Source organism: Pseudomonas sp. FP818, assembly GCF_030687335.1.
GTDB lineage: Bacteria > Pseudomonadota > Gammaproteobacteria > Pseudomonadales > Pseudomonadaceae > Aquipseudomonas > Aquipseudomonas shahriarae.
The window spans coordinates 3,107,235-3,121,892 of record NZ_CP117427.1 but is presented as its reverse complement, the minus strand read 5'-3'; the positions used below and the strand labels follow the sequence as shown (position 1 = coordinate 3,121,892).

Genomic DNA, 14,658 nt, shown 5'->3' with positions numbered 1-14,658 from the left:
ACATGCAGAGCACGGTGACACCAGAGGGGGATTTTTGCTTCAGCGCCATGGCTGGCGAGTTCCCTGGGGCGCCATCAGTGGATGCGCTTTGGCACTTGCTGGCACAAGGGCAGATCGCGCCTCTGAATTCGATGCTGCCACGCTGGGAGCTGGATAAAGCGTCGATCTATTCAGCCACGGTCGGGGAAAAAAACCGCACCTACCTGGACAGTGCCTATTGCCTGTCTGATAGCGCAGCGACCCCTTCACGGTATGAAGGAAGGCAGGTCGCCATTGGCCGGAAAGTGCTGCAGGCACTCCTTGCCCAATTGACTGCACAAGGTTCGGCGTTGATCAGGGAGCGCACAGCGTTGGTCGTCGCGACGTCCTGGAGCGACGAGAGTTTTTTCCTTGCCCCCACATCGACTGAGGCCCGTGCGCCACAGGGCTATGCGCCCGGCGAACAAGTGGCGGAGCTGGCGTTGGCGCTGGGGCTGGGAGGGCCGGCGTTGTCCGTCGATACCGCCTGCAGTTCGTTCCCTTACGCGCTCAACATGGCCCAGGCCCTGGTCAACAGCGGGCAGGCGGATAACGCTATCGTGATGGCGTTGAACACGGTACTGCCGCTTCCACTTTTCCTGGGGTTTTCCCAGTTGACGGCGTTTTCACCCAGGGCCCGGATGCAGGCGTTCGGTCGCGACGCGGACGGTATTGTGCCGGGTGAGTGCGCGGTGGCTTTCCTGGTCGAGCCGGTATCTCAGGCCCTGCAGGCGCAGCGCCGCCCTCTGGGCATACTGCGCGCATTGGGGCTGTCGGCCGATGGCGCAGAGGGGTCAGTGTTTGCACCCGGCAAACAGGCCCAATATACGGCCTACCAACGCGCCTATCTCGGCCTGGACCCCGGCGCGGTGGACTATATCGAGACCCATGGTACGGGCACCCCGCTGGGTGATGCGACAGAACTCGGCTCGCTGAACAGTTTCTTCGGTGCCTATCGTACCGAGGGTAAAAAATTACCCATAGGCTCGATCAAATCTGTCATTGGGCATCCCTTGGCGGCCGCAGGAGGTGCTTCGCTCGCCAAGACGTTGATGATACTGGCTCAAAAAACCATTCCACCCCAGCCCGACTACTCGCCAAGCGCCAAGGTCGATGAATCCTGCCTGCAACTTGCGAGCGGGCAGGGACAGCCCTTGGCTGATTGCCAGTCGGCGATTCGCATCGGCATCTCCAGCTTTGGTTTTGGCGGTGCCAACGCGCACCTGGTGGTGGATCAATACCTGCCCGGCAACCAGCCCATGGCCTCCCGAGTCAGCCCCGGCGTGCTGCTACTGGACCTGGGCATTGTCGAGGCGGAGGCGGCGATCGGCAGCCACTTCTCGTTACACTCACTCAAGCAACAACTTGATCAGCCTGCGGCCCCCTTGGTTGGTTTTCCCCACGGGCGCTTTGTTGATTACCCGGCCACTTCGGTTCAGCCGTTGCCAGGGCGATTCCTGGCGCAGGACCACGTCATTGATATCGATGGCTTCGGCATGGGCCCCAAACTGCTGGCCAGTGTCGATCCGTTCAAACTGTTGATCACCGATCGCATCAATCACTTACTGCGGCGCCTGCCCGGGGTAGCCGGCTCACCCGAGACCGCGATGGTCATGTGCTGTAACTTGGGCGGCGCGCACTTCAGTAACGCCTATAGCCGTATTCACAACTTCTTCGGCCGGGCACAGGGCATGCCACCCGAGCAGGATGCGGCGGACGTGGCAACCAGTCTGCCGAGCATGTTGTCGGGGTACCCGGCGAAAATTTTCGACCTCAAGGGATTTCATCAGACATTGGTCGGCACGCCTGGGGTGTTCTGGCACGCCCTGCTGGCCTCGCAACAATGGTTCAACGAAGGCATCACCACGCTGTTGCTCGGTGCGGGGCGCTTCATCAGTGCGCCAGCCGAAATCGAGCGCGTTCGGCAGTCACCGACCCTGCAGGGGGAGGGCATGGGGGTGTTCGCTTTGCGGCCCTATCGAGCGCAAACCAGTGACACACCTGTGCTGGTGATCCGCGCAGCGGTCTTGGGCCATGTCGCCACCTCCCTGGAAGCGGCGTGCGCACGTCTGGGCCGGGCGCGAAGCGATGTCCAGCATATTGAGGTGTGTGAGTTGCAGCCGGCGGCAGCCCCTGTCGGCGGTTCATGGCAAGCCATGACCGGTTGCCTGGCTGAAGCCACCGGCGTCGAAACCCTGTTGGCTGTGATGATGAATGCGTCGGTTCACTCGGTGATCGAGGTGCGCCAGGCCGGCAAGCCGGTGATGTGGTTATTCACCGAGAAACTGCGGGAGTGGGGGGGCACCGCCCCCGAATGCCCGCCAGCCATCAAGCGCCCCTTTGAATTGCGCTTCGCGCACCCGCAGCCTCAGGCGTTGCAGTCATTCATCGGGCCTGACCGTCCTGCCAGCCCTGTGGTTGATTTGCAAAACGATGAAACAGGCGCGCTGGCACTCAGCGATCAACTGACAGAGACGCTGCTCTCGGCGCTGCGTGTCAGGGTGCGTGCCATCGAAGCGCTTTGCGCCCTGCGCCGTGACGCTCACGCCCGGCCTGCCGAGCACTGGCAGCGCAGCCCGGAAAACATCGTGATCAGCAATGTTCAACGCAGTGCGCAGTCACTGCACGCGCAATTGCTGGTAAATGAAGCGCACCCCTATTTTTTTGATCACCCACTGGACCATGTCCCCGGCATTTTATTGATCGAGGGGGTATTGCAATTGACCGAACTCGCCATGCCTCCACGCAGTGGCCGGGTCGCGTATGTCAACGACCTGACGATCAAGTTCCAGCGGTACGTACAAAAACAAGGGGCAATTGACCTGCAACTGGAATACGACCAAGAACTCCAGGTATTTCGCGCGAAGGTCCGGCAAGCCGGCAAGCTCATGTGCACCTGCACCCTGGGCATTGCATACAGCTCGGCACACGAGGCGTTGCCCGCCGCCCCGTTCACTGCGACCGCCTGCCGCGACAAGGCTCTGCTGCACAAGGACAGACAAGAAAACGTTCTGGTCAGCGACATGAGCGATGTCGCTCGGGGCTTGAGCGTCGAAACCCTTCAACCGGCCAACGAGCACTTTTTCCGCAAGGGCGGCCCCAAGCATTACTCGATGGTGTATTTCCTTGAAGTTGCGCGCCAGTGCTTCATGCAGATTGCTCACACCCACCGACGCATCCCACTGGGCACCCCGATGAACCTGCTGGCCTTGAGTTTCACGCTGGATCGACCGATTCCGACGAACAGCCCGTTGCTACTGGCGCCACAAGGCAGCTTCGAGGCGCCTGAGCCGTCATTCAAAACCAACCAGGTTTGTATTGATCTGTTCAATCGGGGAGAAAAAATCGGTCAAGCCGACATTACCGCTCAATTGCTGAGTCGGGCGCACGCTGGCGCATAACCGCGCTTGCCCTCAACCCCGGCAAAGCCGTGTCCGCACGGCGTAAAACCAAAAAAGCCCTGACAGGTCAGGGCTTTTTCATTGGCTGGCGCTTAGCGCCGACGGAACAGCGGCAGCGGTTCATCCGTAGCCGCCTGGTACGTCACCGAAAAGTCCTTGAGACTTTCCAGCGCTTCATACGGGTCTTTGTCAGCGCGCAAGGCGTAGGCATCGAAGCCGCAGCGATGCAGGTAGAACAACTGGTCGCGCAGCACATCGCCAATCGCCCGCAGTTCGCCCTTGTAACCGTAGCGGTCACGCAGCAGGCGCGCGTTGGAGTAGTTGCGCCCGTCGGTGAAGGCCGGGAAATTCAGGGCGATGACCTGGAAGTGTTGCACGTCATCGCCGATTTCCTCGGCTTCTTCATCGGCGTCCAGCCACACACCCAGGCCGCCATCGCGGGCCTTGAGGGCATGACCATGCTCGCGCCACAGGGCCAGTGGCACGATCAGGTCGTCGCAGTTGGAGATGCCATCGAACGTCGCGTCCTTGGGCAACAGGTGCCAGGTTTCGTCGACGACTTCGTTGTTCTTAATGATTCGCTGCATAGACGCGCTCCTTGAACAGGTCAATGCCAATGCGCTGGTAGGTGTCGATGAAGCGCTCATCTTCGGTGCGCTGTTCGATATAAACGTCGATCAGCTTGCCGATCACCTCGGGCATGGCTTCCTGGGCGAAGGATGGGCCGAGGATCTTGCCCAGGCTCGCATCGCGGCTGGCGCTGCCACCCAGGGACACTTGGTAGAATTCTTCGCCTTTCTTGTCCACCCCGAGGATGCCGATGTGGCCGACGTGGTGGTGACCACAGGCGTTCATGCACCCGGAGATGTTCAGGTCCAGCTCGCCAATGTCGAACAGGTAGTCCAGGTCGTCGAAACGGCGCTGGATCGACTCGGCAATCGGAATTGACTTGGCGTTGGCCAGGGAGCAGAAGTCGCCACCCGGGCAGCAGATGATATCGGTCAGCAGGCCAATGTTCGGCGTGGCGAAACCGCCTTCGCGCAGCTCACCCCACAGGGTGAACAGTTGGCTCTGCTCAACGTCCGCGAGGATGATGTTCTGTTCGTGGGACGTACGCAGTTGGCCGAAGCTGTAACGCTCGGCCAGGTCAGCGACGGCGTCCAGCTGCTTGTCGGTGATATCGCCAGGTGCTACGCCAGTCGGCTTGAGCGACAGGGTCACGGCCACATAGCCCGGCTGCTTGTGCGCCAGGGTGTTGCGGGTACGCCAGCGGGCAAAGCCCGGGTGCTGCTGGTCGAGTGCGGCCAGTTCGGCGTCCTGGTTGTCCAGGGCCTTGTAGTGCGGGTCGACAAAGTGCTTGGCCACGCGATGCACTTCGGCTTCGGTCAGAGTGGTCTGGCCGCCGCGCAGGTGTTCCATCTCGGCGTCGACCTTCTGGGCAAACACCTCGGGGGTGAGGGCCTTGACCAGGATCTTGATGCGCGCCTTGTACTTGTTGTCCCGACGGCCATAGCGGTTGTACACACGCAGGATGGCGTCGAGATAGCTCAACAGGTCTTGCCAGGGCAGGAATTCATTGATGAATGCGCCCACCACCGGGGTACGCCCCAGGCCGCCGCCCACCAGGACGCGGAAGCCCAGTTCGCCGGCAGCGTTGTACACCGGCTCCAGGCCGATATCGTGGACTTCGATCGCGGCACGGTCGGAAGCCGAGCCATTGATGGCGATCTTGAATTTACGCGGCAGGTAGGCAAATTCTGGGTGGAACGTAGTCCACTGCCGAACGATCTCGCACCACGGGCGCGGGTCGATCACTTCATCGGCGGCCACGCCGGCAAACTGGTCTGTCGTCACGTTGCGCAGGCAGTTACCGCTGGTCTGAATGGCGTGCATCTGCACGGTGGCCAATTCAGCCAGGATGTCCGGCACGTCTTCCAGGGCCGGCCAGTTGAACTGCACGTTCTGGCGGGTACTGATATGGGCATAGCCCTTGTCGAAGTCACGGGCGATCTTGGCCATCATGCGCGTCTGGCGCGAAGTCAGTTGGCCGTAAGGCACGGCCACCCGCAGCATCGGCGCAAAGCGCTGGACATAAAGGCCATTTTGCAGGCGCAGAGGGCGGAACTCTTCTTCGCTCAGTTCACCTGCCAGATAGCGTCGGGTCTGATCACGGAACTGCTTGACGCGGTCCTCGATGATGCGCTGATCGTATTCGTCGTATACGTACATATAGGTCCTGTTCTCGGCAAATCTGCGCGCACGGCCGCGCACTCCCAACGGAGCCGGCGAACGATACCAGCTTGCGTTTATGCGCAAAAGTGATGTTTTAGTATATGCACATAACCAAATAGCCTAATGAGAACGGTTATTGCGATACCCACATTTGTCATGCGGGCAATCATCGACTTTACTGTGGTCGAGTCTTAATGCAATCAGCCATAAAACCGACAAGAGGCGATGCGATGAGCAATCCAACCAAAGCCCGCAAACCCGACAGCAGTGTGGATGCCTGGGCAATTCTGTTCCTGATTATCCTGGTGGTTGCCACCGCCGTGTTCTGGGTCAGCCATCAATAGGGAGCGCTGATCGCCACGCAACTGTCCTACTATCTGACAAATAGCCAAGATCAAAAGGCTCATTGCCATTATTATGATCGGTCAATTTCCAGGGTGCGGGCAGTAATGTTGAAGGTTCTCTGTGGGTGCTTGTGGTGGGTGGGGCTGACGTTCGGGACGATCGCTCATGCCACATCGGTGGTGTTTCTCAACCCCGGCCTGTCCACTGAAACCTTCTGGGTCAGCTATTCGCAATTCATGCAGGCCGCAGCCAAGGACCTCGGCCTGGATTTGCGTGTGCGCTATTCGGAGCGCAACGGGCAGAACACCTTGCAACAAGCCCGCGAAGCACTGCAAGGCCCCAATTCCCCGGATTACCTGGTGGTGGTCAATGAGCAGTACATCGCCCCGCAGATTTTGCGGATGGCCCAGGGCAGCCCGGTCAAGTTGCTGATCGTCAACAATGCCCTGACCCCGGACCAGGTGCAGTTGCTGGATGCCGGCAAATACCCCAACTGGATCGGCAGCATCACCGCCAACGACGAGGAGGGCGGCTACCTGATGCTCAAGGAGCTGCTGCGTCAGCACGGCCCGGTTCCGGCGGGCGAAACCCTCCAATTGCTGGCATTTTCCGGTGCCAAGAATACCCCCACTTCCCAGGCCCGTGAGCAGGGCCTGCGGCGGGCCTTGGGCGAACACCCGCAAGTGCATCTGCGCCAGTTGGTTTATGGCGAATGGAGCCGCCAGCGCGCCTTCGAGCAAGCAACCCTGATGTTCAAGCGCTACCCACAGGCGACGCTGGTCTGGTCGGCCAATGATGAAATGGCCCTCGGCGCCATGCAGGCCTTGAATGGCAGTGGGCGCACGCCCGGCAAGGAGGTGTTGTTCAGCGCGATCAACAGTTCCCCCGAGGTGTTGCAGGCGCGCTTGCAAGGGCGGATCAGTGCGCTGGTGGCCGGGCATTTTACGCTCGGTGGCTGGGCCATGGTGCTGCTGCATGACGACGCCAGTGGGGTGGACATTCAACGCCATGGCGGGCGCGAGCGCCAGGTGAGGTTATTTCAGTTGATTGACAGGCCACAGGCCCAGCGCCTGCTGGACCTGCGTAACCACGAGGGCGACGGGGTGAATTTTCGCGCACTGTCGGCTCAGGGCAAGCCGGCGGCCTACCAGTACCCCTTCAGCTTGAAGATGCTGTGGAAGTAAGCGCGACTAGACCCCGGCCAGGTGCAGCACCAGCTTGACGATGGCAAAGAGGGTCAGGGCAAACACGGCGGTAAACAGGATCCCCAGCACTACAAAATGGCTGGGCTTGCCATGGGTGAAGTCCCGCGCGCGGTTCTTGCCGCTCTGCACGCCAAAAGCGGCAGCCATCACGCTGTGAAGCATCTGCCAGAAGGTCGGCGGTTTATTGTCCGGTGCGTCCATGAGTCCTCCTGCGAGGTCTGGGTGACATGATGTCTCCCAACAGGATAGCCAAGGCCGGAGGAATATGTAGACGTAGTTACCGCTGTCGCGCCTGACCTGCGTGATGTGCTGGAGCTCCTTTTCCTGGAGCTGCATCATGCCCGACTCTCCCGTAACGCCCGTGCGCCTTACGCCGCCAACCCCCAGTATCCATCGACAATTGTTGATCGGTGCCACCCCGCAATGGCTGATCGAGAGCACTGCCCCACGACGGGCGGCGCTCAAACACGCCGATACGTCACTGCCGCCGGCCTATTGGCGCGCCACCCCCGAGCAACGCCAGCAGTTGCATGCCTGTTTTACCGGAAGCTTTTCCACGCAGACGGCGGTGGACAAGACCCTGTCTGCTTTGCAGGGGATCGACGCGTTTGCCAGGCCGCTGCTGGTCAATGCGCTTAAAGAGCAATATGACGTCACACTGGCCCCCCACGTCGACACCTGGTTGAGCCTCAGAAAATCCCTGCTGGTCAGTGACTTCAAGATAGCGGCGCGGACCTACGACTTTTTGAAACTGGAGCTGCTGCAGGCTGCGCTGCATAACTTCGAGGAATCCGAATGCGAGGAGGGGGCTTTTCACCCCTCGTCCGGTTTCCGCTGGCACGTGTCGTCTTCCGGTTCCTCACCTGACGAGCCGTTGCTGCCCGTGCGCTTGGGCAGGCTCAAGGTCCATGAGTTTGTGCAGCTGTGCCGCAGCCTGGATCTGGGCGGAAAGTACCAGGCCTATATCAGCGATTTCTTTGCCTCGGTCGAAACCACCCTGCGCCAGCAATTCATTGCCAGTCAAAAGGCGGCAATGAGGGCCGCGGCCGAGCTAGCACGCTTATGCCAGGACATTACCGAGGACGACTACACCATGATCCTGTCGGTGACCAACGGCGAGCGCGCGCCGCAGATGGATGGGCAACCGGTGTGGATCTGCGACCTTGGCCTGATGAAATTACGCATGACGGGGTGTGTGTTGTTTCTGGCCTTTGACGATGAGCATCTGGATTCGCCGATCCTCTATGTGCCCCAGGACCCGTATCATCCGCTCAAGCGCTATAAGGATCACGCACAGTTGCTGGGGACTTTGCAGCGCCGCTTCACCACGCCTGGCGCGGCCACCACCCGGGTCGAGCGGCCAACCGCGTATCAGGCCTTTTTCAGTCAGTTCGTCGAGGCCGCCGACCACCCTTATTACTTCAGGCAATTCACCCAGGATGCGCCCGATGCCACCTTGCGCGAGAAAATCGGCTCGAATTTCCCCGGCATCGGGCAACTGTATGAGCTGGTCAGTAAGCTGACGCCTTTGAGGCTGAAGAATTTCCCGCCGCTGCCTTTGGCCCCCCAGGTGCCAAACCCGGATCCGTTTTTGGCGCCCAAGGCCATGGCGTTCAAAGGCCAGGCGTTCGGCAGCCATAAAGTCGATCTGTGGACCTACCTGTATGAGCAACATCGGCACAAGTGCATCGCCGATGCGGCCAGCCGCGCCGTGCCCACCGCGCAGGTCGATGCCCGGGTGCGTAAACAGAAACTGGCCATGGTGCTCAATATCGAGATGTTTGCCCTGGGTGCTGTGGCAGGCTTCGTGCCCGTGTTGGGGGAGCTCATGCTGGCCGTGATGGTCGAGCAATTGTTGACGGGGGCGATTGAGGCAACCCAGGAGTGGAGTGTGGGCGACCGCCAGGCGGCCCGTGCGCACTTGATCGACCTAGCGCAGAACCTCGCCTTGATCGGCTTGATGGCGGCGGGTGGCTCGGCGCTGCGCCAACTCAGGCCCGAGCCGGTGATCGAAGGCCTGGTGCCGGTAACGCTGCCGGACGGCCGGAAGCGCTTATGGCGGCCCGACCTGGCGCCCTACAAGAAGCACCTCACCCTTGCGTCAGACCGCCAGCCCAACGCCTTGGGGCAGTATGAGGTCGATGGGCAGCTCCATATCCACATGGATAACGCGTTCTACGAGAAAACCTTCGATCCGCAGATCAACAAATGGCGCATCAAACACCCGCACGACCCCATGGCCTATCAGCCGATCCTTGAGCACAACCGGGCGGGGGCCTGGCGCCATAGTCATGAGCGGCCCTTGGCGTGGGACCGCCCGACGCTGCTGCGGCGCCTGGGGCATATCACCGACGGGTTCTCTGATGAGACTTTGGGGCTGATCGGCGATGTGAGTGGTGTCGATGACGACCTGCTGCGCCAAGTGCATATGGATGGCCTGCCGGTGCCGGCAGGACTGGCTGACACCCTGGAGCGATTCCGGGTCGATCAGGAGGTCGACGACCTGATCGGGCGGCTACGCCGTGGAGCCGGCCTGGACAGCCGCCACGAATACGCCTTGCCCCTCACGGTTGAGTTGGACGGCTGGCCGCCAGGGCGGGTATTGGAAGTGTTTGAGGAGGTAGCCTTCGTGGCGCGCGCGCAGGGCCAGACGGGGCTGGGCGAGGAGGAGGCCAGGCGTCTGCTGGGCACGCCGCAGCGCGGCGAGCAGCCTGGCGCGCCGCTGATCGATGAGTGGGAAGGCGGGCGTTGGGAACCGGCGGGGCGCTCCATTCGCTATGGCAGCCATGCCTTGGCAGATGATGAGTTGCCGACCCTGAAAATCAGCCGGGCCGATTTACAGCACGGCAAGCTCGCTCAGGTGCTGTTGAATGGCCTGAGCGAACAGGAAATCACCGGCCTGCTGGGCAGTGCGTCCAGTTGGAGGGGGCGGCCCAGGGAGCAGGTGTTCAACGAGCGCCTGGCCGATCATGCCCTGCACCGCCAGTCAGCGCTGTTCGACGCTCGGTTATCTGCCAAGGGTGACCCGGCGGTTGACCGGGGGCCATTGCAACGCCGGTTTCCCTCGCTGTCTGCGCGGGCCCGGGAGGAACTCCTGAATAGCGCCAGCCCCCAGGAACTGCGGCGCTTGCAAGACAGCGCGCGGCTGAGCGAGCGTCTGGATCACCAGGCCCGCAGCAGCCTGCACCAGGGGCGCTTGAGCCGAGCGATCAGTGGCCTGCACCGCGACCGACTCGCCAACGCCGACAGCGACCGGCTCGCCTTGCATACCCTGGAGCGCCTGCCCGGATGGCCTTCAGGCTTGCGCCTGGAGATGCGTGTAGACAGCATTCAAGGGCCCTTGGTCGACAGCATTGGCGAGGCGCACGCCGCCACGCGTCGCTACCTGATCAAACGCGGCAATCGTTTCCAGGCCCAGGATCAAGCCGGCAAGCCGCTCAATAGCGCACCGGCCCAGGGCCGTAATCTATTCCCGTCGATCGTCGATGCCTTGCCCGAAGCGGCGCGTCAAGCGCTGGCGCTGACCCCTCATGGGGCGGACTTGCAGCCGGTGTTGGCAGCCTACGCCAGGCGCCACCGCGACGTTATGGCCGATGACATCTTAAAGTTGCGCAGGCCCAGGTCCCGGCCGGCGCTGCGCCTGCCCAGCGGGCGCCTGGGATATGAGTTATCGGGGCGCGGCGGGCCTTTTGCAGCGGATGACTCTCTGATCGCCCAGGTTCGCACGGCGTATCCAAATATCAGCGACACCCAGGCGCAAGAGCTGATCTGGGCGCGCCGACGTGACGGTGAAAGCAACCCGCAAATCTGGCGGTTGTTCGCCAATCGCCAGCGAGAGTTGTTGGGGTTGCGCAACACCCTTGAGCAATGGGCGGGGGCAGATGCGCAGCGCTTGCGTTCGGTAGAGGACGTCATCGAATGCTGGCGCCAGGGCTATGACCGAGACCGCAGCGCCCATGCCACCCTGAATCTGCGCGGGGAGCACGCGCTACCGCAGATGGAGGCCGACTTTTCCCATGTGCGATCCCTGCACCTGTCAGGGGCCAGATTGCTCGCCCAACAAGCCAGCGATTTATTTCGGTCATTTCCCAATGTGCAGTATCTGGAGCTCTACGTGCGCCCCAACAATCTTGGCCAGGTGGCTGAACGGCTGGCGAGCGTGCCCGGCATCACCCGGCTGTCGCTCACCGGGCCATTGCTGACCTATTCGCCTGAAGTGCTGCTGGCGCTCAATCGCATGACTGCGCTTGAACGATTGTCCCTGGCCGGCAACCTGGAAACCCTGGATATCCAAGGCCTGACGGCGTTGCGCCGCCTAACCGTGTCCGGAACCCTGGAAACCTGGCCCCAAGGGCTCCTGGCACTTGAGCACCTGGAGTTTCTCGACCTTGCCCAGACCCAGTTGCGTTCGGTGCCGGCCGAGATGCTGGTCGGGCATCAACGGTTGTGGCGCGGGTTGCAAATGAATTGGGCGGCGTATGAGCCTGAAGACTTCATGCGGGTTTTTGAGTACCTGCATGACAATCCGGCCCATCTGGTCGATGAGCAGCGACTGGTGCAGGCCTACTGCGAAGGGGCCTTGGCTCGCTTGCGACGCGCGGACCCGACATTCGCCGAAAGGGTGTTGCTCAGCTTCAGAACGCAGGGGCTGACGGCCCGCCAACGTCTGGAGAGTGTCAACGCGGTGCAGGCGCAATACCGTAGATTGGTCGATGAGCTGGAGCAATGGTCGGATCGCGATTCAAGCACTGGCCGGGTCGAGTTGGATCGTCAGCTAGCCTCTGAAAAACTCCTGGATTGCTGGCGCGAAGGCCTGGAGCAACGCCTGGTAGCAGAGGCTGAGCCACTTCCTGCCGGGGCGGCGGTGTTGGACCTGTCAGGCGCCAACCTGATTGATTTACCGCGGGTGCCGGCCAACGGGTTTGCCCATGTGCGCAGCTTGATCCTGGAGGATATCGGCGTTTCCCTTGAAGGCATCAATGCCTGGCTCGACCAGTTTCCCCAGGTCGAAACATTGAGCCTGGCCCGCAACAACCTGACCGAGCCGCCTGCGGTACTGCTTACCCATTCGTCCCTGCGCCACCTCGACCTGTCTCACAATTGGCTGGTGATCAACCCGGCGATCCAGGCGCGTTTGAGCAGGTTGACCGGCCTTTTATCATTGCGCCTGCAGTACAACCCGATCAGCCGCCTGGATGTCAGCGGCTTCCACGACTTGCGTACGTTGGACCTGAGTCACAGCGCAATCAGCGAATGGCCCCAGGGTGTGCTTGAGTTGTCGTCGTTGCAATGCCTGGATCTGAGCCACAGCGCCGTAACGGCAATCCCCGAAGCGGCGCTGAGCGGGCATGATAGTTTGCTTTCCAACACCCATCTGCGCGGTTGTCGCCTCAGCGTGACGGCGCGTACCGATGCGCGGACGTTTGCGCGACGCTACGCGATTGAACACCCATCCGTTGCCCTGGAAAACCCGTTGGGCATACCCCGTGAGTTGCTTGCCCAAGGCCTGACCGGGGGGGAGCCTGAGTATTTTCCCGAGAATGTCTTGCGCCGCCCCGACTTGCTCGTGGCACTCCCCACGGCACTTGCCTCGGCTGCACTGGCTCCCGCAGCCCGCATACAACGCCTGGTCCCGGCGCTGGACGAGTTGCAGGCGGTGGCACGGCTAGCCGAGCTGCAAGCCAGCGGCCTCGACTCCGGGCAGATCCAGGCACGCCTCGATGAGTGGGAAGGGCAGTACAGCCAGTGGGTGCAACTGCTCAATGAATGGATAGATGTCCATGGCTACCTTGATGGCGGTTGGGTCAGTGTATTGGATCGTCGTCGCGCAGCGGACCGTGTGCTGGAAAGCTGGCGTCACACCCTACGTGCCACGCCCGGCCTGCCTGAAGTGAATAGCGCCAGCCTGCTGGATTTGTCCGGCCTGCTGTTGGGCGACCTGCCGAAGTTGCCCAAGTATTTCGCTCACGTCACCGAACTGAACCTGAGTCGCGTCAGGCTCACGGCCCAGGGTTCCAACGAGTTCCTGCGGGCCTTCAGCCACGTGCGTACGTTGACCCTCAGTGACAACGGCCTGCGAGCCTTGCCCGATGCCCTCGCAGAGTTTCACGGGTTGAGACGCTTGGACCTCAGCAGAAATGAACTACAAAACGCCTCCCAGCTTCAGGGGCACCTGGTGCGCCTGCAGGCGCTGGAATGGCTGAACCTGGGCGAGAATGTGTTGAGCGAATTGGACCTCGGTGGCCTGTCCAGGCTCGAAACGTTGTACCTGCATACCAACCTGTTGGACGAGTGGCCCATGACAGTGCTTGAGCTTGGGCGCCTGCGCACCCTGGACCTGCACGACAACTGGATCGAGACCCTGCCAGATACAGCCTTTGAGCCGCAACACCGCGCCTTGATGTCGGGGACTGACCTCTCGGGAAACCGCCTTGAGCAGGAAAGCTGTGAGCGTTTGCAGGGGTATCTGGCGCAGACCGGCAATGGCTTGGGGTTTTCCGCCGAGCAGCTTGAGGAAATGATCCAGGGATACCGGGAGCGCGATGAGCGGGGGGCTTTTGACTCCCCTGACTACTCGCTGGATCATCCGGATATCGAAACGCCGCAAATCCAGAAGGCGCGCTGGTTTGCTGATGTCCTGCCCGATTCGCCAAGGCACCCGGATCTGGGACGACCTCAACGCACAGCCGGGGAGCCACGATTTCTTCTTCACCCTGTCGCAACTGCGCAATACCGAGGACTTCCTTGAGGCGCCAGGCGATCTGACCCAGCGCGTATGGGCGGTGTTGGAGGCCATTGGCGGCAACCCGGCCATGCGTCGGGACGTGTTCGCCCGGGCGACGGCGTTGATGCCCGAGTTGACCTGTGGGGATGGCAGAATCCTGATGTTCAACGCGTTTGAAACCCGCGTTCAGGAGTTCGCTGCGTTGAGATTGGCCGAGGCTGGTCAGGATGGCGCCGCCCTGTTGAAGTTCGCCCGTGGCATGCTTCGCCTGGAGGCGGTTGAAGGCATCGCCGAGGACATCATCAAGGCCCATGAGGATATTGACCCGGCGGAAATTCGTTTAGCCCTGCGCATTGGCCTTGCCGAGCGCCTGGACCTGCCCCGGCAGCCCTCTGGCATGCTGTATAGCGAGTTATCGGAAGTGACCCAGGCCGACCTCGACCGGGCATACGCCACTGTCCTGGAGGGCGAGAGCACGCCGGGCTTTGAAGAAAAGCTGGTGGGCCTTGAGTATTGGCGCAATTACCTGAAGAAAAAGTACGCCACGGATTTTGCGACCCTGGCGCGCGAGCTGGAACACCAGACCGATCGCCTGGATGAGCGCTACCCCGAGAGCGGTGCCGACTACTTGCGTGAATACGCGGCATTGGGTGCCTGGATCAAGGAGCAGCGCAGGGCGCTGGCGATCCGCCTGACCCGGCAGGAACGGGCCGAGCTGAAGCTATAAGGCTGC

At 61.5% G+C, this 14,658-nt stretch carries 7 protein-coding genes; 4 read left to right on the top strand and 3 right to left on the bottom strand.

Annotated elements, in window-relative coordinates:
• Window positions 1-2: 2 nt before the first annotated feature.
• The gene (locus PSH80_RS13880) at window positions 3-3,419 is read left to right on the top strand and encodes a beta-ketoacyl synthase N-terminal-like domain-containing protein (RefSeq protein WP_305420589.1); all 3,417 of its coding nucleotides are present in this window, start codon (window positions 3-5) and stop codon (window positions 3,417-3,419) included.
• A 92-nt stretch (window positions 3,420-3,511) separates the two neighbouring features.
• Here the strand turns inward: PSH80_RS13880 and PSH80_RS13875 are convergent, their stop codons facing one another.
• Both PSH80_RS13875 and PSH80_RS13870 read right to left on the bottom strand, forming a co-directional pair.
• The gene (locus PSH80_RS13875) at window positions 3,512-4,006 is read right to left on the bottom strand and encodes a DUF934 domain-containing protein (protein WP_029291397.1); all 495 of its coding nucleotides are present in this window, start codon (window positions 4,004-4,006) and stop codon (window positions 3,512-3,514) included.
• Window positions 3,990-5,648, bottom strand: a complete 1,659-nt coding sequence (locus PSH80_RS13870) for a nitrite/sulfite reductase (protein WP_057959405.1) — start codon at window positions 5,646-5,648, stop codon at window positions 3,990-3,992. Before PSH80_RS13870 ends, PSH80_RS13875 begins: the two co-directional genes overlap by 17 nt.
• 452 nt (window positions 5,649-6,100) lie before the next feature.
• On the opposite strand from PSH80_RS13870, the gene PSH80_RS13865 reads away from it, so the two are divergent.
• Complete coding sequence (locus PSH80_RS13865) at window positions 6,101-7,180, top strand: ABC transporter substrate-binding protein (protein WP_198792757.1); 1,080 nt, start codon at window positions 6,101-6,103, stop codon at window positions 7,178-7,180.
• A 6-nt stretch (window positions 7,181-7,186) separates the two neighbouring features.
• On the opposite strand, the gene PSH80_RS13860 is transcribed toward PSH80_RS13865, so the two are convergent.
• Window positions 7,187-7,402 carry a DUF2970 domain-containing protein gene (locus tag PSH80_RS13860; protein ID WP_057436772.1) on the bottom strand — a complete coding sequence of 72 codons (216 nt, stop codon included), beginning with the start codon at window positions 7,400-7,402 and terminating at the stop codon, window positions 7,187-7,189.
• Between the two features lie 136 nt (window positions 7,403-7,538).
• On the opposite strand from PSH80_RS13860, the gene PSH80_RS13855 reads away from it, so the two are divergent.
• Both PSH80_RS13855 and PSH80_RS13850 read left to right on the top strand, forming a co-directional pair.
• The gene (locus tag PSH80_RS13855; protein WP_305417142.1) at window positions 7,539-13,949 is read left to right on the top strand and encodes a dermonecrotic toxin domain-containing protein; all 6,411 of its coding nucleotides are present in this window, start codon (window positions 7,539-7,541) and stop codon (window positions 13,947-13,949) included.
• Window positions 13,834-14,652, top strand: coding sequence for an NEL-type E3 ubiquitin ligase domain-containing protein (locus tag PSH80_RS13850; RefSeq protein WP_305417140.1), 819 nt, complete (start codon window positions 13,834-13,836; stop codon window positions 14,650-14,652). The genes PSH80_RS13855 and PSH80_RS13850 overlap by 116 nt, the downstream gene beginning before the upstream one ends.
• The last annotated feature ends 6 nt before the right edge of the window (window positions 14,653-14,658 follow it).

Coding starts and splice junctions, on each gene's coding strand:
- PSH80_RS13880 (WP_305420589.1), top strand. CDS start 3: ATGCAGAGCACGGTGACACCAGAGGGGGATTTTTGCTTCAGCGCCATG.
- PSH80_RS13875 (WP_029291397.1), bottom strand. CDS start 4,006: ATGCAGCGAATCATTAAGAACAACGAAGTCGTCGACGAAACCTGGCAC.
- PSH80_RS13870 (WP_057959405.1), bottom strand. CDS start 5,648: ATGTACGTATACGACGAATACGATCAGCGCATCATCGAGGACCGCGTC.
- PSH80_RS13865 (WP_198792757.1), top strand. CDS start 6,101: ATGTTGAAGGTTCTCTGTGGGTGCTTGTGGTGGGTGGGGCTGACGTTC.
- PSH80_RS13860 (WP_057436772.1), bottom strand. CDS start 7,402: ATGGACGCACCGGACAATAAACCGCCGACCTTCTGGCAGATGCTTCAC.
- PSH80_RS13855 (WP_305417142.1), top strand. CDS start 7,539: ATGCCCGACTCTCCCGTAACGCCCGTGCGCCTTACGCCGCCAACCCCC.
- PSH80_RS13850 (WP_305417140.1), top strand. CDS start 13,834: ATGTCCTGCCCGATTCGCCAAGGCACCCGGATCTGGGACGACCTCAAC.